Below are 23,502 nucleotides of genomic sequence, written 5' to 3'. Positions count from 1 at the left end.
CACATTTCCCCTCGCTTCGAGGAACGGGCTTCGTGGGCAGCCATGGACAAGGAACAGCTGGAACGGGTGAACCGGGCGCTTGCCCCATGGATGCCTGCGCGCCGGATGCACCGTCATCTCGTGATGGCCCTCATCGGGCTCGGCATGATCCCGTTCCTTCGCCCGGACATGCACATGGAGTTCCTGCTCCTGGCCTGGTTGGCGCTGCCGTTCACCTCGCCCCGGGTCAGGGCCACTGTTGCCGGCTGGTTCCGCCGGTAGCTACCTCAGGTCCATCTCCCCGTAGCCGTCCGTGGCGACCTCGTCGCAGCGGGCGCGATAGGCGGGCGCGCTGCCGCTGTAGCGCGAGATGCGCCGGGTCTGCTTGCCCTCGACATTCGTATTCACGCCGGTGAACCACGAGTTGACGTCGTTGGACAGGAGGCCGACGGACGCCTCGCGGACTGTCTTCATCCAGTCCTTCACCCCGTCGGGCCGAGCGTCGATGCGGGTCAGGCCGCGATCTCGCATGAAGCGCAGCAGATCGGTCACCCATTCGACATTGTATTCGATGCTGCGCGGGATATTGCCCAGCGCCGTGTGCGGCCCGAGCAGCATCAGCATGTTGGGAAAGCCCTCGACCGACATGCCGACGAAGGTCTCCGCGCCCTCCGCCCACTTGTCCTTCAGCGTCTCACCGTGCACGCCGCGGATGTCGATGCGGTCGAAGGCGCCGGTCAGAGCATCGAACCCCGTGGCATAGATGATCATGTCGAAGTCATGGTCGCCCGCACTGGTGCGGATGCCGGTCGGCGTCACCCTCTCGATCGGCGTCTCGGTGAGATCGACCAGCTCGACGTTGGGCTGGTTGTAGACTTCGTAGTACCGGGTCTCGAGCGGCACCCGGCGGGTGCCGAAGCCGTGATTCTTCGGAATGAGCTTTTCAGCGACCCTGGGGTCCCTCACCCGGCTCCTGATCTTGCGGGCGACGAAATCGGAGATCAGCGCGTTGGCATCCTTGTTGGTCAGGATGTCGTTGAAATTACCGACCCAGATTCCGAACCCCGGCTCGCCATAGAGCTTCTCGAAGAAAGCCTCGCGCTCCTCCGGCGTCACGTCGAAGGTGCCGCGCGGATCGGCGGTGTGCAGGAAGCAGGCGAAGGTCTCCTGACATCGCCGGAAGATCTCGGGATAGTCGGCGCGGATGCGCGCCATCTCGGCGGCATCGATCCTGCCGTTGTGCAGCGGTGCGCACCAGTTGGGCGTGCGCTGGAATACAGTCAGGTGCTTCGCGGTCTTCGCGACTTCCTGGATGGTCTGCACCCCGGTCGCGCCCGTGCCGATCACCGCCACGCGCTTGCCCTCGAAACTCACCGGCTCGTGCGGCCAACGGGCGGTATGGCAGCTCTGGCCCTTGAACGAGTCAACGCCCTCGATCCGCGGCATCGTGAAGGCCGACAGCGGCCCGATCGCGGTGATCAGGAAGCGCGCGGTGTGCTGGCCGCCATCCTCCAGCGTGACGTGCCAATTCCGGCTTTCCTCGTGCCAGTGGGCAGACACAACCTTGCTGCGGAACTGGATGTCGCGGCGCAGATCGAACCTGTCGGCGACATGGTTGAGATAGCGCAGCGTCTCGGGCTGGGGCGAGAAATGCTCGGTCCAGTCCCACTCGTCCAGAAGTTCCTGGGAAAAGGAGTAACCGTAGGAATAGCTCTCCGAGTCGAAGCGCGCCCCCGGATACCGGTTCCAGTACCAGGTGCCGCCGACACCCGTTCCAGACTCGAACACTCGGACTTTCAGGCCGAGCTCGCGAAGCCGGTAGAGCTGGAAGAGGCCGGACATGCCGGCGCCGATGATGATGGCGTCGAAATCGGGGAGCTGATCGGAAGACATGCCCCACCCTAGCGGCGAGTGTGGCCCGACTGCAACGCATCGCCCCCGCACAGCGGCCCAGGTGCCTCGGACGCAACCGTTTCTCACCGCTCCCGTTGCGGGGCATCTACTGCAGGCAAAGGAGCCGCCATGATCAAGTCTATCGTTCTCGCAACGCTTGTCGGCACCGTCGTCGCGGGCTGCTCGGTCCGCACCGAACGTGTCGTGGAGGTTCCCGCCTCGACGACGACCCAGCGCACAACGACCGTCTCGTCCGATCCCTATACCCCGACGACGACAACCACGACCTATACGACGCCCACTCGCTAGCTTTGGCTGGCGACGGCGCGGCTTAACGGATCGCCGCGAGCCGCGCCTTCACTCTTTCCAGGTAGCGTTCGCGCGACCTCTGGCTCGAATGGTCCATGTCGTAGTGGGCCAGCCAGAAGGTCGACACGCGCCTGGCACACATCGGCTGAAGCCCACGCCTGAAGACCTTTCGCCCCGGATCGCCGGCGTAGAGCCGGACGACCCACCATGGCGTACCGAAGGTGGTTACGACCCCCAGCAGCCTGATGTTGTGGAGGTTCGGCTCGAGGTGGCTGCCCGTGGAGTCGTAGACGAAGGCCGTGCCCGGCCCCCAGACACGATCGACATAGCCTTTCAGCATGGCCGGCATCGAAAACCACCAGTGGGGAAAGCAGAAGACGACGCCGTCGACGCTGGTCAGTGTCTCGACGTACCGGGCGACGGCCGAGTCGTCGTAGCCGTTTCCCGTGTAGGTCCGGCGCTCGGCTTCGGTCATCGCGGGCTGGAAGCCCTCGCGATAGAGATCGGTTGCCACCACGTCGTGGCCGTTGTTCCGCAACGTCTCCACGATTATGCGGAAAAGCGCGTGGTTGAAGCTGTCTTCAAGCGGATGGCAGTGAATGACCTGGATACGCATGATGACGTTCTCCCGGCCTACCGCCCCGGACAGGTCCCGGCATAGTAGGCATCGGCGGCGCAAGAGTTGCCATTCGGAAGCGTGCAGGTGCCCAGCTCCGGGATTGCGCCGGGTGCCGACACGACCGAATAGCGACCGCCGGTGATGGCGCAGTAACGCCCCGCCGGGGTAGCGAAGCCGGTCACGCGCAGGCCGGTCTTGGGACACTCTCCTCGAAACAGCGCCCACTCCTCGCACTGGTAATTGTCCGTGAAGGTGCAGACCCCGAACTGGCCGCCATCGGGCCGCCGCTCGAGCGTCAGGGTCCCGCCCTGCTGCGTGCAATTGACCGAGGCCGGGTTCGCGAGTTGCGGCTGCGCCTCCGCGCCCGCCGCCCACAGGAGAACGATTACTGAAACGAAGTTCCGGTACATGCTGACCTCCTGCCGGAACCTATACGAAGCGGTGCATTGCGTCCGCCACCGGTCCGGGGCCAGACTGCGGATGAATTCGACATGAGCGCGCCTTCGCCCCCTCTCCCCGACGACAGAATCAAGCGCCTGCTGCCCTGGCTGGTGGCCGTGGCGTTCTTCATGCAGTCGCTCGACACGACCATCCTGAACACCGCGGTGCCGGCCATCGCCCTGGCGATGGACGTGACGCCCCTCAACGTGAAGTCGGTGCTGGCGAGCTATACGCTGAGCCTCGCGGTCTTCATTCCGGTGAGCGGATGGCTGGCCGACCGCTTCGGTACGCGGCGGGTCTTCGTGGCGGCAATTGCCGTCTTCTGCCTTGGATCGCTGCTGTGCGGCGTCTCGACCAGCATCGAGATGCTGGTGGCCTGCCGCGTCCTCCAGGGCGTGGGCGGCGCCATGATGATGCCGGTGGGCCGCATGACGCTCGCCCGCACCTACGGCAAGGCCGATCTGGTCCGGGCCATGAGTTTCGTCGCCATTCCCAGCCTGATCGGCCCGATGATCGGTCCCGTGGCGGGCGGCGCGATCGTCCACTGGCTGCACTGGAGCGTCGTCTTCTTCGTCAACATTCCGGTGGGACTCGTCGGCCTCTACTTCGTCGGCCGCTACCTGCCCGACTATCGCGAGGAGAAGACCCATCCGCTCGACGTGCTGGGGCTGGTTCTGTTCGGCGGCGGCATTGCCCTGCTGTCCTATGTCCTCGAGGTGTTCGGCGACAACACCCTTTCAGGCGAGGAGATCGTCGTCCTTCTGGCTGTCTCGGCCGTGATGCTCGCGGGCTATGGCGTTCGCGCCATGCTGACGGCCTTCCCCCTGCTCAATCTCGGCCTGTTCCGGATTCGCACCTTCCGGGCGGCCGTGAACGGCGGCTTCTTCACCCGGCTGGGCCTGGGCGGCATCCCGTTCCTGTTTCCCCTGCTCTACCAGATCGGGCTCGGCTTCTCGCCGATCCAGTCGGGCCTACTGGTCCTGCCGCAGGCCGTTGCCTCGATCGGGCTCAAGAGCTTCATGCCGGCGATCCTGGCCCGCTTCGGCTATCGCAACGTGCTGGTCTTCAACACGATCGTCGTCGGCCTGCTCATCATGTCCTTTGCCACGGTGGGCGCGGAGACCCCGATCTGGCGCATCGTGGTGCAGGCCTTCGTGCTCGGCCTGTTCACGTCGATGCAGTACACCAGCATGAACACGCTGGTTTACGCCGACGTTTCCGGACCGCAGACGAGCGGCGCCAGTACGATCGCTTCCACCGGTCAGCAGCTTTCGATCAGTTTCGGCGTGGCCGGCGCTTCCCTGATCGCCGCGATGTTCGTCCCGGCCGAGATGCACTCGCATGCCGGCGCGATGATCTACGGCGTTCAGCAGGCCTTTCTGATCCTGGGCGTCATGACGGTCGCATCATCCATCGTCTTCATGGAGCTGAGGGCCGATGACGGCGGCGACATCAGCAAGCACGAAACGCCGGCCGACCATCCGCACGAGCATTAGTTGAGGCGCCAGATTGAGATGTTCAGGATCGTCGCGAAGGCGATCCAGGCCAGATACGGCACCAGCAGCATCGCCGCGAGACCGTCGATTCGCCGAAACATGAGCGCCGTCGCGAGTACCAGCAGGTCGAGCACGAGGATCACCGCCACGGCGAGACCGGGGTCGCGGAGCCCGAAGAAGGCGACGCTCCAGCCCAGGTTGAGCGCAAGCTGCAAGGCAAAGAACGCCAGGGGGCCACGGGCGGTGTCCCGGTCGGCCGCGCGCCAGACCCGCCAGGCCGCGACGCCCATCATGACGTAGAGAGCGGTCCAGACCGGGCCGAATATCCAGTTGGGTGGATTGAACGATGGCTTGGCGAGCGTCGAATACCAGGTCGTCACGCTGGTGTTGGTCACCGCGCCGCCCAGTCCACCGATGCCGAGGCAGATGCCGACGAAGAGCACGAGCGCAAGGATGTCCTTGCCGGTGCGGAGATCACTACGCTTGCTGCTCATGACAGGAGGCTCGCTCCGACGTTGATTGTGAGGGCGAGGATCGCCGTATTGAATACGAAGGAAACGATACCGTGGACGAGTGTCACGCGCCGCATCGCGGGCGAAACCGTGCCGACGTCCCCGGTCTGTGCCGCGCAGCCGATCACGAACGCGTAGTAGAGGAAGTCGCCATAGTCCGGCGGGCGGTCGCCCGGAAATTCCAGGCCGCCCGGCCCGTCATCGTCCGGCCGATAGTAGATGTTTGCGTAGTGCAGGGTGAACACGAGGTGCGTGAACGTCCAGGAGAGGGCTACGGTTGCGCCGGTGAGCACGAGGGCATGCCACAGTGGACCGTGCGGCGACTTGAGGACGGCAAGTTCCGAGAAGATCGTGGCAAAGCTTGCGCTGGCGCTCACGATCACCACCAGGAGAATTACCCAGTCGCCTTCGTCGTAGTACGCCGCCCTTGCGTAGCAGGTTTCCACTGTCGACCTGGCGATCATGCTCAGCGTCATGACGATGTAGGCCAGGGCCGTCAGGTCCCAGGCAAGCAGGATTTTCGTGGCCATCCGCATGTCCTGCGGCAGCACGAGGAAGAGGACGAGACCGGCCGCCAGCGCGATCAGCAGCCGCGTGCGGGCGTGGACGAAGCGACGAAAGCCGCGGGGTGGGACGGTCGACTCGGTCATGCTGCTTCCATACCGCACTCTGGCATCTCGGCGGCGGACGGCAATCGCTGTAAAGTGCCGACATGTTCTTCGATGCGATGGATCTGGCCGCCACCTTCGTATTCGCCATCAGTGGCGCCACGCGGGGCGTGCGCAAGCAGCTCGATCTGTTCGGGGTGCTGGTTGTCGCCTGGCTGGCAGGGGTCGCCGGCGGTCTGGCGCGCGACCTGCTGATCGGGGCCGTACCGCCGGCGGCCATCGTGGACTGGCGCTATCTCGCGGCGACAGCAGCAGCAGGGTTGCTGGGATTCTTCGCGTCGGACATGATCGACAGGTTGCGCACGCCGGTTCTCCTCTTCGATGCTGCCGGCCTCTGCCTCTTCGCCGTCACCGGCACCGAGAAGGCCCTGCTCTACGGGCTCAGCCCCCTGATGGCGGCTATGCTGGGCACGGTGACCTGCATCGGCGGCGGGGTCGCGCGCGACCTGCTCACCCTGCAGGTCCCGACCGTCCTGCGCTCCGAACTCTACGCCGTGGCAGCCCTCGCGGGTGCGGGCACGATCTCCCTGGGTTTCTGGGCGGGCTGGCCCATGCTCCCGACGGCTCTGGCCGGCGCCGGCATCTGCCTGTTCCTTCGGTTGATGTCTATCTACCGGGGGTGGCGCTTGCCCGTCGCGGTCACACGAAATAAGTTTCATCCGGAAACTGACTAAAATTCCGCCTTCTTCTCGCCAGAATGCCCGCCACGCCCTTGCCGGTCCGGTGCATGGACGCTAAACACACGGCCGTCATTTTGTCGCAAGCGGCGTGGGGGAAAAAGCAGCATGGCGACGAAGAAGAAGGCCAAGTCGACTGAAACTGCGCCCGCAGCCAAGGCCGCCAAGAAGTTGACCGAAAAGGCGAATTCGGACCGCGCCAGCGGCACCCCGGAAGCGCGCGACACCGCCCGTCTCCTTCTGGAGATCGAGGCCATCCATTGCCGCCCGGAGAACCCGTACATCTTCACGTCGGGCCGGGCGAGCCCGGTCTACATCGACTGCCGCAAGATCATCTCGTTCCCCGAAGCCCGGGCCAAGATCATGGCCCACGCCCACAAGATGATCGAGAAGACCATCGGCTGGAACAAGATCGATGTGGTGGCCGGCGGCGAGACCGCGGGCATCCCGTTTGCCGCCTTCCTGGCGGCCCTTTCCAAGAAGCCGATGATCTACGTGCGCAAGCAGCCCAAGGGCTTCGGGCGCATGGCGCAGATCGAGGGCGAGCTGAAGCCCGGCAAGCGTGTCCTGCTGGTCGAGGACCTCGCGACCGACGGCGGCAGCAAGCTGGTGTTCATCGAGGCCCTGAAGAAGGCCGAGGCGAAGGTCACGGACTGTTTCGTGGTCTTCCACTACGGCATCTTCCCGCAGAGCATCGAGATGCTGGCCGCGGCCGGGGTGAAGTTGCATGCGCTGGCGACCTGGTGGGACGCGCTGGAAGCGGCCGAAAAGCACAAGTACTTCGACGAGATGGGCCTGACCGAGACGCGCGCCTTCCTCGAGGCGCCGGAGAAGTGGTCGGCCAGCCACGGCGGTCGGGCGCCCTCGCGCGCGCTGGGCCGCTAGCCGGCTCTTTGCTACGGTGCGGCGGACATGATCCGCCGCTTCCTCTCGACCGTCCTGGCGCTTGGCGCCCTCGCCTCTCCTGCCGCCGTCATGGCGCAGGCCAAGGACGAACTCGTCGTCGCCATGACGCAGATGCCGGGTACCTGGAACCCCATCATCAGTTCCATGCTGGCCAAGTCGCTGATTGCCAACATGACGGCGCGGCCGGTGACGGCCTACGACGCCGACTGGAAGCTGGTCTGCCTGGTCTGCACCGAGCTGCCGACGATCGAGAACGGAAAGGCCCGGGTGATCGATCTTGCCGATGGCAAGAAAGGCATGGAGATCGACGTCGAACTGCGCGACATGCGCTGGGGGGACGGCACGCCGGTCTCAGCGAAAGACGTGGCCTTCACCCTGGAAGTCGGGCAGCACCCGCTCTCGGGAGTTGCTTCGTCAGAGAGTTATAAGCGAATCATCAAGCTCGACGTGAAGGACGACCGTCGTTTCACCATGACGATCGACCGCGTCACCTTCGACTACAACAGCATCGGCCTGCAGTTGCTGCCGGCCCATATCGAAAAGCCGATCTTCGACGCCAATCCGGCCGAGTATCGCAACAAGACCGCCTACGACACCCAGTCGACCAATCCCGGCCTCGCCTTCGGCCCCTTCCGCCTCACCGAGATCGTGCCCGGCAGCCGGGTCGTGCTGGAGCAGAACCCTACCTGGACGGGCCAGAAGCCGCACTTCAAGCGCATCACCGTGCGCATCATCGAGAACACCGCGGCGCTGGAAGCCAACCTTCTGTCGGGCAGTGTCGACTATGTGCTGGGCGAACTCGGCCTGTCGCTCGACCAGGCCATCGCCTTCGAGAAGCGCCACAAGGACAAGTACAACGTCGTCTACAAGCCGGCGCTGATCTGGGAACATATCGACGTCAATCTCGACAACAAGCTGCTGGCAGACCGGCGCGTCCGGCAGGCCATGTTGCTGGCCATCGACCGCAAGGCGATCTCGGAGAAACTCTTCGACGGCAAGCAGCCGATCGCCCATGGCGGCATCAGCGACCTCGATCCGATGTTCAGCCCCTCCGCCCGCCAGTACGGCTACGATCCCGCGGCCGCCCGCAAGCTGCTCGACGAGGCGGGCTTTGCGACCCTGCGTAACAACGTCCGCCACAATGCAGCCGGCGAGAAGCTGTCGATCGAGCTGGGCACCACCGCCGGCAATCGCGTGCGCGAGCTGGTGGCCCAGGTGATCCAGAGCCAGCTCCGGCAAGTCGGCATCGAGGTGCGTCTAAAGGCCGAACCGCCGCGCATCTTCTTTGATGCGATGGGCAAGCGCACCTATAGCGGCCTCGGCATGTATGCCTGGGTGCAGCGGCCGGAAGGCGTGCCGCGCTCGTCGCTTCATTCCAAGGAGATCCCTTCGGCCGCCAACGGCTGGAGCGGGCAGAACTATCCGGGCTACGCCAATCCCGAGATGGACAAGGCGCTGGATGCCGCCGAGCGCGAACTTGACGTCGTCAAGCGACGTGCCCTGTTCGCCGAGATCCAGAAGCTGGCCGCCGACGACCTGCCCTCCCTGCCGCTGTTCTTCCGCGTCGATCCCTTCGTGATCCCCAAGCCGCTCAAGGGCGTGACGCCGACCGGCACGCTCAACAGCTCGACCTTGTGGGTCGAACAGTGGCGCTGGGAAAACTAGATGACGGCAAGATCTCCGGGATGAGGGCATGAGCCGCTATTTCGTGGCGCGCGGCGTCCAGACCGCGGTCACCCTCCTGCTGATGAGCCTCGTCGTCTATCTGCTGATCGGCCTGATGCCGGGCGATCCGATCGACATGATGATCTCGGGCGATCCGACCATGACCAGCCAGGACGCCGCCCGCCTGCGTGCCGCCTACGGTCTCGACAAGCCCCTGCTCGAGCGATACCTCGCCTGGCTGCTTCAGGCCCTGCAGGGCAATTTCGGCTACTCGCGCTCCTTCGGCCAGCCGGTGCTGACGGTGCTGTGGCCGCGCCTTCTCAATACCCTGCTGCTGGCCGGTCTCGCCTTCGTCATCTCGGTAGCGATCGCCCTGCCGCTCGGCATGTGGGCGGCCGCCCATCCGCGCAGCCGGGCCGACTACCTGATCAACCTCCTGTGCTTCGGCGGGATCTCCGCACCGCCCTTCTGGCTGGCGCTGCTGCTGATCACCCTGTTCGCGGTGAAGCTGGGCTGGCTGCCGGCCGGCGGCATGGCCGACATACGGGCCGGCACGCCGTGGACGACCGCCCTGGTCGAGCAGGTGCGCCATCTCGCCCTGCCGGTCCTGACGCTGACCCTCGTCCAGCTCGGGGGGTACACCCGGTTCATGCGCGGTGCGATGATCGAGGCGCTGCGCCAGGACTATGTGCGGACGGCCCGCGCCAAGGGGGCCCCCGAGCGCACCGTCCTGTGGCGGCACGCGTTCGCCAATGCGCTGTCCCCGGTCCTCACGATCCTTGCCTTGTCGTTCGGCGGCCTCGTCTCGGGGGCGCTGATCACCGAGACGATGTTCGCCTGGCCCGGCATGGGCAAGGCGATCTACCAGGCGATTCTCGAGAACGACTACAATTTGGCGCTCGTCGGCCTGCTGGTGGCCACCGCCGCCACCATCGGCGGCAACCTGCTGGCCGACCTCGCCTATGCCTGGGTCGACCCGCGCGTCTCCCTGGCGGAGGCCAGGTCATGACGGCGGCGACCCTCCAGCCGACCGCCTGGCGTCGCATGTTGCGCCACAGGCTCGCCTGGCTCTCCCTGGCCTTCCTCTCGATCCTGCTGGTGCTGGCCGTAGCCGCGCCCCTGATCGCCGAACTGCGCGGCATCGATCCCACGGAGACCGATCTCTTCCGCCGCTTCGAAGGCCCCTCCGCCAGGCACTGGCTGGGCACCGACGACCTCGGGCGCGATCTCTTCCAGCGCCTGCTCGATGGCGGCCGCGTCTCGCTGCTGGTGGGAATCTCGGGTGCGGTCCTGTCGGCGATCCTCGGCGCCTTCATCGGCGTCCTCGCCGGCTATCTCGGCGGGCGCCTCGACGCCTTCCTGATGCGCCTCACCGACGGCGTGATCTCGCTGCCGCTGCTACCGCTCCTGATCGTGCTGGCCGCCGTCGATCCCCGGAAGCTGGGCGTTCCGGCGGAGATCGCGCAATCAGAGATGTTCTCGCTCTATCGAATCGTGGTGATCGTGGCGCTGACCGGCTGGACGACCGTGGCCCGTCTGGTGCGCGCCGAGACCCTGTCGCTCAAGGCGCGGGATTTCACCCGCGCGGCCGTGGCGTTGGGCGCCCGCCCGCAGCGAATCATGTTCCGCCACATCCTGCCCAACACGGCCGGCACGCTGGTCGTCGCCACCACCATGTCGGTCGGCACGCTGATCCTGTTCGAATCGACCTTGTCCTTCCTCGGCCTCGGCATCCAGCCGCCGGCCGCGAGTTGGGGCAACATGCTGACCGGCGCCCAGGAACTGCTGCAGGAGGCCCCCGTGCTGGCCCTGTGGCCGGGCCTGCTGATCTTCCTGACCGTGATCGCCTTCAACTTCCTGGGCGATGGACTGCAGGATGCCCTCGATCCCAGAAGCGAGAGACGATGATGACCGACGCAACGTTGAAGTCCACCGAGTTCACCGCGATGAGCCGTCTCACGCCGGACATCGACCTCAACGCCGACGGCAAGGCCACGGGCTTCGTGCGCGTGCCCCACTCGGTGCACCGCTCGGCCTATGGCTGGATCCCCATCCCCATCGTGCGCATCAAGAACGGCGACGGACCGAACGTGCTGATGCAAGCCGGCAACCATGGCGACGAATGGGAGGGCCAGATCGGGCTGGGCAACCTGATCCGCGCGATCGAGCCGAAGGACATCAAGGGCCGGCTGGTCATCCTCCCCTCGGCCAACTTTCCGGCCGCGATGGAAGGCCGCCGCACCTCACCGATCGACGAGGGTAACCTGAACCGCTCCTTCCCCGGCGACGCCGAGGGCACGATCACGCAGCAGATCGCCTACTGGATCGAGCATGCGCTGCTGCCGGGCTTCGACTACGCCTTCGACTTCCATTCCGGCGGCAGCTCGCTGACCTACATCCCGAGCGCCCTCGCGCCACGCCATCAAGATGCCGCCCGGATGGAGAAGGTCATGGGCCTGCTCAAGGCCTTTGGCGCCCCGGTCAGCTACATCTCGGCCGCGCCGCAGGGCGGTGGTCGCACCTTTACTTCGGCGTCGTACCGCCAGGGCGTGGTCGGCATGGGCACCGAGCTGGGCGGCGGCGGTCTCGTCACCCCCGGCTCGCTCAAGGTGGCCGAGGACGGCATGCGCCGCGTGCTGGCCCATGTCGGCCTGCTGCAAGGTCCGGTGCCGGCGCCGACAAAGACCCGCTTCACCGAGATCGGCGGCGACGACTATTACGTCTACGCTTCCGACGGCGGCCTGTTCGAGCCGCTGGTCGAGCTCGGCGACGAGGTGACGGCCGACCAGCCGGCCGGCCGCATCCACTTCCACCATACGCCGTGGCTAGAGCCCGAGGTGGTGAAGTTCAAGCGCGCCGGCCTCGTCCTCTGCAAGCGCGTCCCGGCCCGCTGCGAACGCGGCGACTGCCTGTTCCATCTGGCGACGGATCTGTCGGTGTAGTGCCGGGCGATTAAGAAATACGGTCGTCTCGACCAAAGCCGAGCGCAGCGAGGCGAAGCGGAGAGACCTTCGTTCCACCAAAAGCCGTCAAATAGTGGAGAGGAGGTTTCTCCACTCCGCACCTTCGGTGCTCTGGTCGGGACGACGGGATATTGGTAGTCCCGCTCTACGTCCCACGACAGCTATTGCACGACAGCTTCGGCGCTGTCCGCCGTCCGTCCTTGCGCGGGCGGGCCTCGGCGTGGCCGCAGACGTTGCAGCCGTCGATCTCGAAGTCGATCCAGTGGGTGGGATCGCCGCAGGTCTCGCAGGGCAGGCCGCGGCGCGACTGGATGCGACCGAATCCCGGCGCGTGGCATTTCGGGCAGAGACATTGGAGCCGTTTGGCGAGCTGCCAGCCTGCCGCGCGCAACACCTTCATGCGGGTCGGATTGCGATGCGCCCGCATGTCCGAATAGAGGACCGCCAGCCCCTCCGTGGAACGCTCGGCCTCGCGGTCCATGGTCGCGATCACCTCTTCCTCGGTGGCGAGGCCCTTCACCGGGTGGTCCATGTCGCTGCTGCAGGCGACGAAAATGCCATAGCGCGGGAAGCCCATGGCCCGCAGCACGGCGAGGCGCGCGGGATCGCCGGCGCGGAACCGCGACAGCCTCCAGCTCGTATGGTGCGTCGGAAAGGTGTCGATCAGCCGGATACCGCGTTTCCGGTCGATGAAGGCCAGGATCTCGACGCCGCTCGAGATCAGCGGCACCCGGTCGATCGGCCCGTAGCTGCCCTCGCTCGCCACCGCACAGTCGACGTCCAAAGTCCGGAAGGCAAGCTCGGCCTTGAGCAGCGAGGTCTCGACCAGCGCATCGGGCCGCGGCACCTCGCCGGAGAAGGTGCCGAGCGTGTCGGTGTCGAGTTCCGGCACGGCAACTATTTCCGCCCCGAGCACGCGCCGGAAGGCGGGCCCCAACGCCCGCTCCTTCTCGTGCATCGTCGCCAGCCCGATGCGTGCGCTGGCGTAGGGGTGCGTGCCTGACACGACCGTGCCGCGGATTGGAGCCTCGCGTTACTCCGCTGCCTGGGACAGGGCCTCGCGGGCGAGCTGCTGCTCGACCAGGGTCGCCCAGTAGGAGGCGCCGAGCGGCAAGATCTCGTCGTTGAAGTCGTAGCCGGGGTTGTGGACCATGCAGCTGCCGACGCCGTCGCCATTGCCGACCCAGATGTAGCAGCCCGGCTTCTTCAGCAGCATCCAGGCGAAGTCCTCGGAGCCCATGGCCGGCGTCGGATTGCGGTTCACGTTCTCCAGTCCGACCAGCGAGGCCGCGGCCTGGGCCGCATATTCGGTCTCCTGCTCGCTGTTCACGGTCGCGGGATAGCGCTTCTCGTAGCGCCACTTCACGACTTCGGCACCGAATCCGGCCGCGACATTACGCGAGATCTTCTCGATGTTCTTCTCGATCAGGTCCTGCACCGGCTTCTTGAAGGTGCGGACGGTGCCGCGCAGCACGCATTCCTGCGGGATCACGTTCCAGGCGTCGCCGGCATGGATCTGCGTCGTCGAGACAACGGCAGTGTCCATCGGATCGACGTTGCGCGCGACGATCGACTGCAGCGCCGTCACGATGTGGGCCCCGACCACCACCGGGTCGATCGTGTATTGCGGCATGGCGCCGTGTCCGCCGACGCCCTTCAGCACGACCTCGAAGATGTCGTAGGCGGCCATCATCGGGCCGGGCCGGACGGCGAACTTGCCGACCGGGATGCCCGGAATGTTGTGCATGCCGTAGACGCCCTCGACCGGGAACTTCTCGAACAGCCCCTCCTCCACCATCACGCGCCCGCCGCCCTCGTTCTCCTCGGCCGGCTGGAAGATGAAGTAGACGGTGCCGTCGAAGTTCTTGGTCTCGGCGAGATACTTGGCGGCGCCCAGCAGCATCACCGTATGACCGTCATGGCCGCAGGCGTGCATCTTGCCGGGAATCGTCGACTTGTGATCGAACTGGTTGGTCTCGTGGACGTCGAGCGCATCCATGTCGGCGCGCAGGCCGATCGCCCGATTGGACGTGCCCGCGCGCAGCACGCCCACGACGCCGGTCTTGGCCAGGCCGCGATGGACCTCGATCCCGAAGCTTTCCAGCTTCTCGGCGACCACATCGGCCGTCCGCACCTCCTCGAACGCCGTCTCCGGATGGCTGTGAATGTCATGGCGCCACGCGGTCATGTCCTTGTGGAACGAGGCAATGCGGTTGATGACCGGCATCCTGAAATCTCCATTGAAATTGTTGCGCCGGATCGTAAGCGAGCCCCGCCATAGATCAAGCACGCTCGGCGTCTGCCGACGCACATCAGGTCTGATGGCGGAACAGCGACCCGCAGGCGCCTTCAGGTATTGAGCGCGTAGGTCCGGTCCTCGACCGGCAACCGCCCCTCCTCGATCGCGTGGCACGCCACGGTGCCGCCCTCGATCGGCAGCGCCTTGGGCCGCTCGGCCTTGCAGCGGTCGTTGGCGAAGGGGCAGCGCGGATGGAACGAGCAGCCCGAGGGTGGATTGATCGGGCTTGGTACCTCGCCGCCGACCGGGCTCCGCTGGCGGCCCGTCATCTCGAGGTCGGGGATCGTGTCGAGCAGCATCCGCGTATAGGGGTGCTTGGGCCGCCGGAACAGCGTGTCAGTCGGTGCCACCTCGACCAGGCGCCCGAGGTACATCACGCCCACCCGCGTGGAGATGTGATAGACGACCGCGAGATTGTGGCTGATGAAAAGGTAGGTGAGCTGCAAGCGCCGCTGCAGGTCGACCATCAGGTTCAGGATCTGCGCCTGCACCGAGACGTCGAGCGCCGAGGTCGGCTCGTCGCACACCAGGAACTCCGGCTCGCTGGCGAGCGCGCGGGCGATCGAGATGCGCTGGCGCTGGCCGCCCGAGAACTCATGAGGATACTTGCGGCCGTCCGCCGGGTTCAGCTTCACCTGCCGCAGCAGGGCGGCGACGCGGGCCTCGAGGTCAGCCTTGCCGGTCGAGAGGCCGAACGCACGGATCGGCTCGGCGATGATGTCGAACACGCGCCAGCGCGGATTGAGGCTGGCGAACGGGTCCTGGAAAATCATCTGCATGCGCCGCCGCAGCGCCGCCATGTCGGACCGGCTGTGGCGGCCCGCCATGTCGTTGCCGTCGAACTCGATGCGGCCGGCCGTCGGCGGATAGAGCCCGACCACGAGACGGGCGACCGTCGACTTGCCGCAACCCGACTCGCCCACCAGGGAGAAGGTCTCGCCCTTGGCGATCTCGATATCGATCCCGTCGACTGCCTGCACGACCTGGCGCGGCCGCCCTTCGAGCTTGCGCACCAACCAGGGCGCGGAGACATCGAAGTAACGCTTCAGCCCTTCGATGCGGACAAAATCGGCGCCGCCATCAGGCATCGATCGTCTCCTTGAGGATGGGCGCACCGACGCCGCCGCTGTCGTGCAGCCAGCAGGCAGCGCGTGTGGCGCCGGCCGGCATAAGGTTCGGGCGCTCGACCAGACAGCGCTGCCCCTTGGAGGTGCAGCGTGGGTTGAAGGCGCAGCCCGGCGGAATTTCCGTGAGACGCGGCATGGCGCCGTCGATCTGCGTCAGCCGCTCGGTGCGCACGCCGAGGCTCGGGATCGAACCCATGAGGCCTTTGGTATAGGGATGCTTGGCGTGCTTCACGACCTCGCGCACCGGGCCGATCTCAGCGACGCGGCCGGCATACATCACGGCGACGCGGTCCGCGGTTTCGGCGATCACGCCCATGTCGTGCGTCACCAGCATCACCGCCGTGCCGTGTTCGCGGCACAGCCGCTTCAGGAGCGCGATGATCTGGGCCTGGATCGAGACGTCGAGCGCGGTCGTCGGCTCGTCGGCCACGATCAGCCGCGGCCCTGCGCAGAGAGCGAGCGCGATCACGACCCTCTGACGCATGCCGCCGGAGAACTGGTGCGGATAGTGATCGATGCGCATTTCGGCGCCGGGGATACCCACCTCCTGCAGGAGTTCGATCGCCCGCGCCTTGGCCTGGCTGGCCGACAGCGGCAGATGGGTCTGGATCGTCTCGACCAGCTGGCGGCCCACCGAATAGAGCGGATTGAGGCTGGTCAGCGGATCCTGAAAAATCGCGCCGATCTGCGCGCCGCGGATCTTGCGCATCTCCTCGTAGGGCAGGTTGTCGATGCGCCTTCCCTCGAGTCGAATCTCGCCGGCAGCGATGCGGCCCGGCGGCTCCAGCAGCCCGATGATGGCGTTTCCGGTCAGCGACTTGCCGGCGCCGGACTCTCCCACCACGCCCAGGACTTCGCCAGGGGCGATGTCGAAGGAGACGTCGTCGACGGCGAGCAGCGTGCCCCGGCGCGTCGGAAACTCGATCCGCAGATTGCGGACTTCGAGGAGCGGCTGGTTGTTCGATGCGGCGGCCATCTGTCGTGACTATCGCAGTTTCGGATTGAGGGCGTCGCGCAGCCAGTCACCGAGCAGGTTGACGGCCAGGACCAGCGCCGCGAGCGTGACCCCCGGAAAGACCGTGATCCACCAGTCGCCTGACTGCAGCACCTCGTTGCCGAGGCGGATGAGCGTGCCGAGCGAAGGTTCGGTCGACGGCAAGCCGACGCCGAGAAACGACAAGGTTGCCTCTGTGATGATGGCGAGACCCAGGTTGAGGGTGGCGATCACCAGCACCGGCCCGGTGACGTTGGGCAGAACGTGGCGCACCATGATCAGCAGCGGCGGCAGGCCGATCACCCGCGCCGCCTGGACATATTCCTTGTTCTTCTCGACCATCACCGAGCCGCGCACGGTGCGGGCGTAGCTCACCCAGAAGGAAAGGCCGATCGCGCCGACGACGACGAAGATGGCGATCTCGTCATGACGCTTCACCGAGATGAGGCCACGCACCACGCCGTCGATCAGAAGCGCCACGAGGATCGCCGGAAAGGTGAGTTGGACGTCGGCCACGCGCATGATCACGGCGTCGATTGCGCCGCCGAAGTAGCCGCTGATCAGACCGAGCGATATGCCCAGCACCATCGCCACCGCCACGGCGGCGAGGCTCACGATCAGGGACAGTCGCGTGCCGTACATGATCGAAGACAGCACGTCGCGGCCCTGGTCGTCGGTACCGAGCGGGAAGGCCCAGTCTCCATCGGGAGACACCAGGACGGGCGGCTTCAGTCCGTCGCTGAGGCTGAGCGTAGCCGGATCGAACGGTGTGTGCGGCGCCAGGACCGGCGACAGGAAGGCCACGGCGATGATCAGGAAGGTGGCAACCGCCGCCGCCACCGTCATCGGCGAGGACTTGAAGCTCCACCAGATGTCGCTGTCGGACACACGGTACAGCCAGCCCGAAAGGCCCGATCTCGATGCCGCCGCCATGTCAGTGCCCCCCCACGCGCGCGCCGCCACCCTGGCTGCGCAAGCGAGGATCGACGGCGAAATAGAGGAGATCGACGATGAGATTGACCAGGACGAAGAACAGGCCGATCAGCAGCAGATAGGCCGCCATCACCGGGATGTCGGAGAACTGCACCGACTGGATGAAGAGCTGGCCGACTCCCGGCCACGCGAACACCGTCTCGGTTACGACGGCGAAGGCGATCAGACTGCCGAGTTGCAGGCCGGCTACGGTGATCACCGGGACCAGCGTGTTCTTGAGCGCGTGGCCGAAGTTGATCGCCCGGTTGGTCAGGCCGCGGGCCCGCGCGAACTTGATGTATTCGGTGCGCATCACTTCCAGCATCTCCGAACGCACCAGGCGCATGATGAGAGTGAGCTGGAACAGGCCGAGCGTGATGGCCGGCAGGATCAGTGCCTTGAGTCCCGACACGGTCAGGAAATTGGTGACCCACCAGCCGACCTTGACGGTGTCGCCGCGACCGAACGACGGTAGCCAGTGCAGCGTGACGGCGAACACCAGGATCAGGAGAATGCCGATCAGGAAGGTGGGCAGCGAGATGCCGATCAGGGACACAGCCTGCAGCAGCCGGCTCGACCAGTGCCTGGGGTAGAGACCGGTATAAACGCCCATCGGCACGCCGACGAACAGCACGAACACGGCGGCGCAGAAGGAAAGCTCGAGGGTCGCCGGCACCCGCTCCAGGATCAGGCGGCCAACCGGCTCAGACGTGCGGTAGGACAGTCCGAAATTGCCGCGCGCCGCATTGGCGATGAAATGGAAGAACTGCACCGGCGCCGGGTCGTTGAGGCCGAGCTTCTCGCGCAGCGCGTCGCGCTCCTCCATCGTGGTGTCCTGGCCGACCATCGCGTTGACCGGATCGCCGACGTAGCGGAACAGCGAAAACGCAACCAGACCGACCGCAAGAAGTACGGCGCTCGATTGCAGGATACGTCGGAGGATGAAGGCGAGCATCTGTGTTGGCGTGATCCAGTGGCGGGCCTAGCAGGAAAGGCACCAGAACGGAACCGGCCCCGGGTGCAGGTCCTGCAACCGGGGCCGATTTGCGTTTGTTGTGGCGCCGCTACTTCACGGTGACGAAGCGCAGCGGGAAGCTGTTGTCGGCGGGCTGCACCAGGTCGACGTTCTTGCGCGCCGCCCACACCACCGCCTGCTGATGCAGCGGAACGTAGGCGAAATCGTCGACGTAGAGCTTGGTCGCTTCCTTGATCATGGCGTCGCGCTTCGCCTTGTCGGTTTCCTGCTCCATGGCGTCGGCCAGCTTGTCGAGCGCCGGGTTCGAATAGCCGCCGGCATTGAACTGGCCCTTCTTGGTCGTCTTGTTCGGCGTCTGGATCAGCGCCTCGAAGACATTGTGGACGTCATAGGTCTGCGCCGGCGACCAGCCCAGCATGTAGAAGCTGGTGTCGCCGGGAGACAGGTCGGCTTTGCGCAGGATCTTGGCAAAGTAGAGGTTACGGGTCTGGGCCCGCAGGTTCACCTTGATGCCGATCTTGGCCAGCATCGCCACCACGGCCTGGCAGATCTTCTCGTCGTTGACGTAGCGGTCGTTGGGGCAGTCCATCCCGGTCTCGAAGCCGTTGGGATAGCCCGCGTCGGCCAGCATCTTCTTGGCCTCTTCGGGCTTGAGCAGCGCCGGCCGCTTGTCGAGGTCCTTCATGTAGCCGTTGATGCCCGGTGCCACCATCAGGTTGGTCGGGAACGACTGGCCGCGCATCACGGTGCGCTTGATCGCGTCGACGTCGATCGAGCGATGGATGGCCTCGCGCACCTTCTTGTCCTTGAACGGGTTCTTGCCCTTGACGTTCGACTCGAGCAGCTCCGGGCGCTCCTGGTCGAAACCGAGGAAGACGACGCGGGTCTCGGGGCCTTCCAGCACCTTGATGTTGGCGTCCCGCTTGAGGCTCTCGGTGTCGGCCGGCGGTACCTCGTAGGTCATGTCGATGTCGCCCGCCTTGAGCGCGGCGACGCGGGTAGCGGGGTTGGCCACCGGCGTGAAGATCACCTCGGTGAGGTTGTGGACCGGCTTGTCCCACCAATTCGGATTGGCAACGAGAATGGTCTTCTCGCCGGCGCGCCGCTCCTTGAGCATGAACGGGCCGGTTCCCATGGCATTGCGGGTGGCGAAATTCTCCTCGTTCTTGGTCATGTCGGCCGAATTGAGCGCGTTGTTCTTCTCGGCCCACGCCTTCGACATCATGCCGAGCGCCGCCCACTTGTCGGCGAGCAGCGGATCGGGATACTTGGTCGTCACCTCGACGCGCAGGTCGCCGACCTTCTTGATCTCCTTCACGGAGACGAAGTTGCTGCCCATGTTCGAGCCGGGACCGTTGGCACGATTGAGCGAGAAGACGACGTCGTCGGCCGTGAGCGGCGTGCCGTCGTGGAACTTCACGCCCGGACGGATGTCGAAGAACCATGTCGTGGGGTCGGTCTGGCCCCACTTGGTCGCCAGCGCCGGCTCAAGCTTGAGGTCCTTGTCGCGACGGATCAGCGGATCGTAGATGTTCGAATTGAAGGTCAGGAGGAACGTTTCCTGCCGGGCGTAGGGATCCATTGAGCTGACGTCGCCCGAGTTGGCCCACTTGAACGTCTTGGCGTCGGCCGACGAAATGAAACCGAAACCGGCGCAGGCGAGCGCCGCCAGCGCCACTGAATGCCGCAGTGAGAAGTGCATGAAAGTACCCCTTCGATGATCCCCGTTCGTCTGCACGTGGGGGCCTCCCCGGCCGCCGTCCCCGTGTCAGCGATATTTCACACAAATTGCACCCCGGCCCGAAGGCCGTCAATTGCACAAAAAATTTGCATGGACAGGCACAGTGTACTTCGGGCTCGGGCGGGCTATCGTGCGCGCTTCCACTGTCCAGGGGTACCGGCATGAACGACGTCTCTCGCAGCTTCCGCGGCAATTCCAACGCCTCGCGGGACATTGCCCACCATCTCCACCCCTACACCAACTTCAAGAAGCACGAGGCGACCGGCCCCCTGACGATCGTGCGCGGCCGCGGCGTCTACGTGATGGACGACGACGGTAAGGAATACATCGAAGGCATGGCCGGTCTCTGGTCGGCGGCCCTGGGCTTCAGCAACGAGCGGCTGGCGACGGTCGCCTACGAGCAGATGAAGCAGCTGCCCTTCTATCACGCCTTCAACCAGCGCAGCCACGAGCCCGCGATCAACCTCGCGGAGAAGCTGAAGTCGATGGCGCCCGTAGATATGTCGAAGGTGTTCTTCGCCAACTCCGGCTCCGAGGCCAACGACACCGTCGTGAAGATGGTGTGGTACATGAACAATGCGCTGGGCCGTCCGCAGAAGAAGAAGATCGTCTCGCGCATCAAGGGCTATCACGGCGTCACCGTCGCCTCCGCCAGCCTGACCGGCCTGCCGACCAACCACCGTTCGTTCGACCTGCCGATCCAGGGCGTGCTGCACACGACCTGTCCGCACTTCTACCGCTTCGGCGTCGAAGGAGAGACCGAGGAGCAGTTCGCCACGCGCTGCGCCGAGGAACTCGAGGCACTCATCATCAAGGAAGGCGGCGCCGAGCAGGTGGCCGCGATGATCTGCGAGCCCGTGATGGGCGCCGGCGGCGTCATCGTGCCGCCCAAGGGCTACTACGAGAAGATCCAGGCCGTCTGCACCAAGTACGACATGCTGTTCGTCGCCGACGAGGTGATCTGCGGCTTCGGTCGTACCGGCAACGTCTGGGGCAGCCAGACGATGAACATCAAGCCCGACATCCTGACCTGCGCCAAGGCGCTGTCGGCGTCGTTCCTGCCGATTTCGGCGGTGATGGTGAGCGAGAAGGTCTACCAGGCGCTGATGAGCGAGAGCGACAAGATCGGCACCTGGGGCCACGGCTTCACCTACTCCGGCCATCCGGTTGCCGCCGCGGTCGCGCTCGAGGCGCAGAAGATCTACGACGAGACCGACCTGTTCGGTCACGCCAAGCGCATGAGCCCGGTCTTCTCCAAGCACGTGCAGTCGTTCGCCGATCACCCGCTGGTCGGCGAGGCGATGAGCATCGGCATGATGGGCGCGCTCGAAATCGTGGCCGACAAGAAGACCAAGACGCCGTTCGACCTCGTCGCGGTCGGCGCCGGCCTGCGCGTCTACAACCACGCCGTGGCGCGCGGCCTGTTCATCCGCAACATGGGCGACCGCGTCGCCATCTGCCCGCCGCTGGTCATCAACGAAACCGAGCTCGGCGACCTGTTCGGCCGTCTGCGGCAGGCTTTCGACGCCACGCTGGCCGACCTCGTGTCGGAAGGCCTGTTCAAGGGCTGACCGTGGACGCTGGTTCCGAAGGCGGCGGCGGCGCGACGACCGTTCGCACGCCGCCCTTCGGGACGGGCCGGCGCATCCGCACCCGCGCGATCTGGGCGGTGTCGCTGTTCACCGCCGCGATCCCGCCGGCCGTCGTGGGCCTCGGCATCGCGACCGCCACCGATGACCAGGTGAACGTCGCGATGCCCCTCGCCCTGCTGTTCTGGGTCCTGGGGTTTTTGTTTGCTCTGTGGGCTGCCGTACCGACGCTGCGGTACTGGGACGGTCTGCCGGCACAGACGCGCTGGCTGGGCTCCCTCCCCCTCCTTTCGGTCTCGCTTTTCCTCAGCATCGCGCTCCTCGTTCCGCTGCTCCGCTGACGCCTTTCTGCGAGTCGTTCTTAGTTGACGCCGCATCACCGCGACCAATTGTGGCTGCGGGCAAAAGCGCCTTGCGCCTGGACTGACCGCGCGGGAGACACCAGCCCATGGACTACGAAGCCTTCTTCAACGGCCATCTTTGCCGCCTTCGCGACGAGGGCCGCTACCGCGTCTTCGCCGAACTGGAGCGCATCGTCGGTGCTTTCCCGCGCGCCCGCCTCCATCGCGAGGGCGAGGCGCCGCGCGATGTCACGGTGTGGTGCAGCAACGACTATCTCGCCATGGGTCAGCATCCCGCGGTTGTCGAGGCCATGCAGGCCGCAATTAGCGCGCAGGGCTCGGGCGCCGGCGGCACGCGCAACATCTCGGGCACCAACACGCTGCATGCCGCGCTGGAGCGCGAGCTGGCCGCCCTTCACGGCAAGGAAGCCGCCCTCGTCTTCACCTCGGGCTATGTCGCCAACGAGACGACCTTGCAGACGCTGGGCGCGCTGCTGCCGGGCTGCGAACTCTATTCCGACGCCTTCAATCACGCCTCGATGATCGCCGGAATCCGTCACTCGGGGGCGACGCGCCGCATCTTCCGGCACAACGATCCGCGCCATCTCGAGGAGCTTCTCAGCGCCGCCGATCCCGCGACGCCGAAGATCGTGGCCTTCGAGTCGGTCTATTCGATGGACGGCGACGTCTCGCCGATCGGCGAGATCTGCGACGTCGCGCATCGCCACGGCGCCCTCACCTATCTCGACGAGGTCCATGCCGTCGGCATGTATGGCCCGCGCGGAGCCGGCGTGGCCGAGCGCGACGGCGTGCTCGACAAGGTCGACATCGTCCAGGCGACGCTCGCCAAGGCGTTCGGCGTGGTCGGCGGCTACATCGCCTCGACCGTGGCCACCGTCGATTTCGTGCGCTCCTGCGGCTCGGGCTTCATCTTCACCACCTCGCTGCCGCCCGCGATTGCCGCCGCTGCGCTGGCCAGCGTCCGCCTGGTCAGCGGCCAGCCCGAGCTGCGCGTCCGCCACCAGGAACGCGCCGCCACCCTGAAGCGCCGCCTCGCCGCCGCCGGCCTGCCGGTGATGCCCTCGACCACGCACATCGTGCCGGTCTTCGTGGGCGATGCCGCCCTGTGCAAGCAGGCGAGCGACCTGCTGCTCGACCGTCACGCGATCTACGTCCAGCCGATCAACTACCCTACCGTGCCGCGCGGCACCGAGCGCCTGCGCCTCACGCCGACGCCCCTGCACGGCGACGACGACATGACCCGCCTCGTCGCGGCCCTGCAGGATGTGTGGCACACGCTGGGTCTTGGCTCCCGGGCGGCGGCCGAATAGGTCG

At 65.9% G+C, this 23,502-nt stretch carries 24 protein-coding genes; 12 read left to right on the top strand and 12 right to left on the bottom strand.

Annotated features, from left to right (window positions below; genetic code table 11):
* Nucleotides 1–42 precede the first annotated feature (42 nt).
* A complete protein-coding gene (locus Q7V45_RS11400; protein ID WP_304851779.1) occupies nucleotides 43–261 on the top strand; it encodes a hypothetical protein in 219 nt (72 codons plus the stop codon).
* Here the strand turns inward: Q7V45_RS11400 and Q7V45_RS11395 are convergent, their stop codons facing one another.
* Nucleotides 262–1,872: an NAD(P)/FAD-dependent oxidoreductase gene (locus tag Q7V45_RS11395; protein ID WP_304851777.1), complete on the bottom strand. Its 1,611-nt coding sequence runs from the start codon at nucleotides 1,870–1,872 to the stop codon at nucleotides 262–264. It abuts the gene before it with no gap.
* Nucleotides 1,873–2,001: 129 nt separating this feature from the next.
* Between Q7V45_RS11395 and Q7V45_RS11390 the strand changes: the two genes are divergently transcribed.
* Nucleotides 2,002–2,181: a hypothetical protein gene (locus tag Q7V45_RS11390; RefSeq protein ID WP_304851773.1), complete on the top strand. Its 180-nt coding sequence runs from the start codon at nucleotides 2,002–2,004 to the stop codon at nucleotides 2,179–2,181.
* A gap of 22 nt (nucleotides 2,182–2,203) precedes the next feature.
* On the opposite strand, the gene Q7V45_RS11385 is transcribed toward Q7V45_RS11390, so the two are convergent.
* A complete protein-coding gene (locus tag Q7V45_RS11385; RefSeq protein WP_304851770.1) occupies nucleotides 2,204–2,797 on the bottom strand; it encodes an NAD(P)H-dependent oxidoreductase in 594 nt (197 codons plus the stop codon).
* A 17-nt stretch (nucleotides 2,798–2,814) separates the two neighbouring features.
* Nucleotides 2,815–3,210, bottom strand: a complete 396-nt coding sequence (locus Q7V45_RS11380) for a DUF333 domain-containing protein (RefSeq protein ID WP_304851767.1) — start codon at nucleotides 3,208–3,210, stop codon at nucleotides 2,815–2,817.
* Nucleotides 3,211–3,291: 81 nt separating this feature from the next.
* On the opposite strand from Q7V45_RS11380, the gene Q7V45_RS11375 reads away from it, so the two are divergent.
* Nucleotides 3,292–4,737: a DHA2 family efflux MFS transporter permease subunit gene (locus tag Q7V45_RS11375; protein WP_304851764.1), complete on the top strand. Its 1,446-nt coding sequence runs from the start codon at nucleotides 3,292–3,294 to the stop codon at nucleotides 4,735–4,737.
* On the opposite strand, the gene Q7V45_RS11370 is transcribed toward Q7V45_RS11375, so the two are convergent.
* Both Q7V45_RS11370 and Q7V45_RS11365 read right to left on the bottom strand, forming a co-directional pair.
* Nucleotides 4,734–5,231 carry a TspO/MBR family protein gene (locus tag Q7V45_RS11370; protein WP_304851761.1) on the bottom strand — a complete coding sequence of 166 codons (498 nt, stop codon included), beginning with the start codon at nucleotides 5,229–5,231 and terminating at the stop codon, nucleotides 4,734–4,736. The two genes, Q7V45_RS11375 and Q7V45_RS11370, sit on opposite strands and share 4 nt — an antisense overlap.
* Nucleotides 5,228–5,899: a DUF1345 domain-containing protein gene (locus Q7V45_RS11365; protein WP_304851758.1), complete on the bottom strand. Its 672-nt coding sequence runs from the start codon at nucleotides 5,897–5,899 to the stop codon at nucleotides 5,228–5,230. Before Q7V45_RS11365 ends, Q7V45_RS11370 begins: the two co-directional genes overlap by 4 nt.
* A gap of 62 nt (nucleotides 5,900–5,961) precedes the next feature.
* Between Q7V45_RS11365 and Q7V45_RS11360 the strand changes: the two genes are divergently transcribed.
* The 6 genes from Q7V45_RS11360 (at nucleotide 5,962) to Q7V45_RS11335 (ending at nucleotide 12,107) form a co-directional block, all read left to right on the top strand.
* Nucleotides 5,962–6,591 (top strand): trimeric intracellular cation channel family protein, encoded by a 630-nt coding sequence (locus Q7V45_RS11360; protein WP_304851755.1) that lies wholly within the window; start codon nucleotides 5,962–5,964, stop codon nucleotides 6,589–6,591.
* A gap of 111 nt (nucleotides 6,592–6,702) precedes the next feature.
* Nucleotides 6,703–7,479, top strand: coding sequence for an orotate phosphoribosyltransferase (locus tag Q7V45_RS11355; RefSeq protein WP_304851752.1), 777 nt, complete (start codon nucleotides 6,703–6,705; stop codon nucleotides 7,477–7,479).
* 27 nt (nucleotides 7,480–7,506) lie between these two features.
* The gene (locus Q7V45_RS11350; RefSeq protein WP_304851748.1) at nucleotides 7,507–9,165 is read left to right on the top strand and encodes a peptide ABC transporter substrate-binding protein; all 1,659 of its coding nucleotides are present in this window, start codon (nucleotides 7,507–7,509) and stop codon (nucleotides 9,163–9,165) included.
* Between the two features lie 28 nt (nucleotides 9,166–9,193).
* Nucleotides 9,194–10,174 carry an ABC transporter permease gene (locus Q7V45_RS11345; protein WP_304851745.1) on the top strand — a complete coding sequence of 327 codons (981 nt, stop codon included), beginning with the start codon at nucleotides 9,194–9,196 and terminating at the stop codon, nucleotides 10,172–10,174.
* Nucleotides 10,171–11,073, top strand: coding sequence for an ABC transporter permease (locus Q7V45_RS11340; RefSeq protein WP_304851742.1), 903 nt, complete (start codon nucleotides 10,171–10,173; stop codon nucleotides 11,071–11,073). Before Q7V45_RS11345 ends, Q7V45_RS11340 begins: the two co-directional genes overlap by 4 nt.
* Nucleotides 11,070–12,107, top strand: a complete 1,038-nt coding sequence (locus Q7V45_RS11335; RefSeq protein ID WP_304851740.1) for a succinylglutamate desuccinylase/aspartoacylase family protein — start codon at nucleotides 11,070–11,072, stop codon at nucleotides 12,105–12,107. Before Q7V45_RS11340 ends, Q7V45_RS11335 begins: the two co-directional genes overlap by 4 nt.
* 166 nt (nucleotides 12,108–12,273) lie before the next feature.
* Here the strand turns inward: Q7V45_RS11335 and Q7V45_RS11330 are convergent, their stop codons facing one another.
* The 7 genes from Q7V45_RS11330 to Q7V45_RS11300 all read right to left on the bottom strand — a co-directional run bounded on the left by Q7V45_RS11330 (nucleotide 12,274) and on the right by Q7V45_RS11300 (nucleotide 20,198).
* The gene (locus Q7V45_RS11330; RefSeq protein WP_304851737.1) at nucleotides 12,274–13,134 is read right to left on the bottom strand and encodes a DUF6671 family protein; all 861 of its coding nucleotides are present in this window, start codon (nucleotides 13,132–13,134) and stop codon (nucleotides 12,274–12,276) included.
* A 27-nt stretch (nucleotides 13,135–13,161) separates the two neighbouring features.
* Nucleotides 13,162–14,355: a M20 aminoacylase family protein gene (locus Q7V45_RS11325; RefSeq protein WP_304851734.1), complete on the bottom strand. Its 1,194-nt coding sequence runs from the start codon at nucleotides 14,353–14,355 to the stop codon at nucleotides 13,162–13,164.
* A gap of 122 nt (nucleotides 14,356–14,477) precedes the next feature.
* Complete coding sequence (locus tag Q7V45_RS11320; protein WP_304851732.1) at nucleotides 14,478–15,515, bottom strand: ABC transporter ATP-binding protein; 1,038 nt, start codon at nucleotides 15,513–15,515, stop codon at nucleotides 14,478–14,480.
* On the bottom strand, nucleotides 15,508–16,530 hold the full coding sequence (locus tag Q7V45_RS11315) for an ABC transporter ATP-binding protein (RefSeq protein ID WP_304851729.1): 1,023 nt from the start codon (nucleotides 16,528–16,530) through the stop codon (nucleotides 15,508–15,510). The genes Q7V45_RS11320 and Q7V45_RS11315 overlap by 8 nt, the downstream gene beginning before the upstream one ends.
* A 9-nt stretch (nucleotides 16,531–16,539) precedes the next feature.
* Nucleotides 16,540–17,481 carry an ABC transporter permease gene (locus Q7V45_RS11310; protein ID WP_304851726.1) on the bottom strand — a complete coding sequence of 314 codons (942 nt, stop codon included), beginning with the start codon at nucleotides 17,479–17,481 and terminating at the stop codon, nucleotides 16,540–16,542.
* Nucleotide 17,482: 1 nt separating this feature from the next.
* A complete protein-coding gene (locus tag Q7V45_RS11305; protein ID WP_304851723.1) occupies nucleotides 17,483–18,475 on the bottom strand; it encodes an ABC transporter permease in 993 nt (330 codons plus the stop codon).
* A gap of 109 nt (nucleotides 18,476–18,584) precedes the next feature.
* Nucleotides 18,585–20,198 carry an ABC transporter substrate-binding protein gene (locus tag Q7V45_RS11300; protein WP_304851720.1) on the bottom strand — a complete coding sequence of 538 codons (1,614 nt, stop codon included), beginning with the start codon at nucleotides 20,196–20,198 and terminating at the stop codon, nucleotides 18,585–18,587.
* Nucleotides 20,199–20,398: 200 nt separating this feature from the next.
* Between Q7V45_RS11300 and Q7V45_RS11295 the strand changes: the two genes are divergently transcribed.
* The 3 genes from Q7V45_RS11295 to hemA all read left to right on the top strand — a co-directional run bounded on the left by Q7V45_RS11295 (nucleotide 20,399) and on the right by hemA (nucleotide 23,498).
* Nucleotides 20,399–21,808, top strand: coding sequence for an aspartate aminotransferase family protein (locus Q7V45_RS11295; RefSeq protein ID WP_304851716.1), 1,410 nt, complete (start codon nucleotides 20,399–20,401; stop codon nucleotides 21,806–21,808).
* Between the two features lie 2 nt (nucleotides 21,809–21,810).
* Nucleotides 21,811–22,167: a hypothetical protein gene (locus Q7V45_RS11290; RefSeq protein ID WP_304851713.1), complete on the top strand. Its 357-nt coding sequence runs from the start codon at nucleotides 21,811–21,813 to the stop codon at nucleotides 22,165–22,167.
* A gap of 107 nt (nucleotides 22,168–22,274) precedes the next feature.
* On the top strand, nucleotides 22,275–23,498 hold the full coding sequence (hemA, locus tag Q7V45_RS11285) for a 5-aminolevulinate synthase (protein ID WP_304851709.1): 1,224 nt from the start codon (nucleotides 22,275–22,277) through the stop codon (nucleotides 23,496–23,498).
* Nucleotides 23,499–23,502 lie beyond the last annotated feature (4 nt).

Origin of the sequence: Reyranella sp. (assembly GCF_030651995.1) — a bacterium.
Taxonomy (GTDB): Bacteria; Pseudomonadota; Alphaproteobacteria; order Reyranellales; family Reyranellaceae; genus Reyranella.
This window is presented reverse-complemented; position numbering and strand designations above follow the sequence as displayed.

Coding starts and splice junctions, on each gene's coding strand:
- Q7V45_RS11310 (WP_304851726.1), bottom strand. CDS start 17,481: ATGGCGGCGGCATCGAGATCGGGCCTTTCGGGCTGGCTGTACCGTGTG.
- Q7V45_RS11350 (WP_304851748.1), top strand. CDS start 7,507: ATGATCCGCCGCTTCCTCTCGACCGTCCTGGCGCTTGGCGCCCTCGCC.
- Q7V45_RS11375 (WP_304851764.1), top strand. CDS start 3,292: ATGAGCGCGCCTTCGCCCCCTCTCCCCGACGACAGAATCAAGCGCCTG.
- Q7V45_RS11345 (WP_304851745.1), top strand. CDS start 9,194: ATGAGCCGCTATTTCGTGGCGCGCGGCGTCCAGACCGCGGTCACCCTC.
- Q7V45_RS11390 (WP_304851773.1), top strand. CDS start 2,002: ATGATCAAGTCTATCGTTCTCGCAACGCTTGTCGGCACCGTCGTCGCG.
- Q7V45_RS11395 (WP_304851777.1), bottom strand. CDS start 1,872: ATGTCTTCCGATCAGCTCCCCGATTTCGACGCCATCATCATCGGCGCC.
- Q7V45_RS11380 (WP_304851767.1), bottom strand. CDS start 3,210: ATGTACCGGAACTTCGTTTCAGTAATCGTTCTCCTGTGGGCGGCGGGC.
- Q7V45_RS11325 (WP_304851734.1), bottom strand. CDS start 14,355: ATGCCGGTCATCAACCGCATTGCCTCGTTCCACAAGGACATGACCGCG.
- Q7V45_RS11335 (WP_304851740.1), top strand. CDS start 11,070: ATGATGACCGACGCAACGTTGAAGTCCACCGAGTTCACCGCGATGAGC.
- Q7V45_RS11315 (WP_304851729.1), bottom strand. CDS start 16,530: ATGGCCGCCGCATCGAACAACCAGCCGCTCCTCGAAGTCCGCAATCTG.
- Q7V45_RS11400 (WP_304851779.1), top strand. CDS start 43: ATGGACAAGGAACAGCTGGAACGGGTGAACCGGGCGCTTGCCCCATGG.
- Q7V45_RS11370 (WP_304851761.1), bottom strand. CDS start 5,231: ATGAGCAGCAAGCGTAGTGATCTCCGCACCGGCAAGGACATCCTTGCG.
- Q7V45_RS11385 (WP_304851770.1), bottom strand. CDS start 2,797: ATGCGTATCCAGGTCATTCACTGCCATCCGCTTGAAGACAGCTTCAAC.
- Q7V45_RS11365 (WP_304851758.1), bottom strand. CDS start 5,899: ATGACCGAGTCGACCGTCCCACCCCGCGGCTTTCGTCGCTTCGTCCAC.
- Q7V45_RS11360 (WP_304851755.1), top strand. CDS start 5,962: ATGTTCTTCGATGCGATGGATCTGGCCGCCACCTTCGTATTCGCCATC.
- Q7V45_RS11340 (WP_304851742.1), top strand. CDS start 10,171: ATGACGGCGGCGACCCTCCAGCCGACCGCCTGGCGTCGCATGTTGCGC.
- hemA (WP_304851709.1), top strand. CDS start 22,275: ATGGACTACGAAGCCTTCTTCAACGGCCATCTTTGCCGCCTTCGCGAC.
- Q7V45_RS11355 (WP_304851752.1), top strand. CDS start 6,703: ATGGCGACGAAGAAGAAGGCCAAGTCGACTGAAACTGCGCCCGCAGCC.
- Q7V45_RS11295 (WP_304851716.1), top strand. CDS start 20,399: ATGAACGACGTCTCTCGCAGCTTCCGCGGCAATTCCAACGCCTCGCGG.
- Q7V45_RS11305 (WP_304851723.1), bottom strand. CDS start 18,475: ATGCTCGCCTTCATCCTCCGACGTATCCTGCAATCGAGCGCCGTACTT.
- Q7V45_RS11320 (WP_304851732.1), bottom strand. CDS start 15,515: ATGCCTGATGGCGGCGCCGATTTTGTCCGCATCGAAGGGCTGAAGCGT.
- Q7V45_RS11300 (WP_304851720.1), bottom strand. CDS start 20,198: ATGCACTTCTCACTGCGGCATTCAGTGGCGCTGGCGGCGCTCGCCTGC.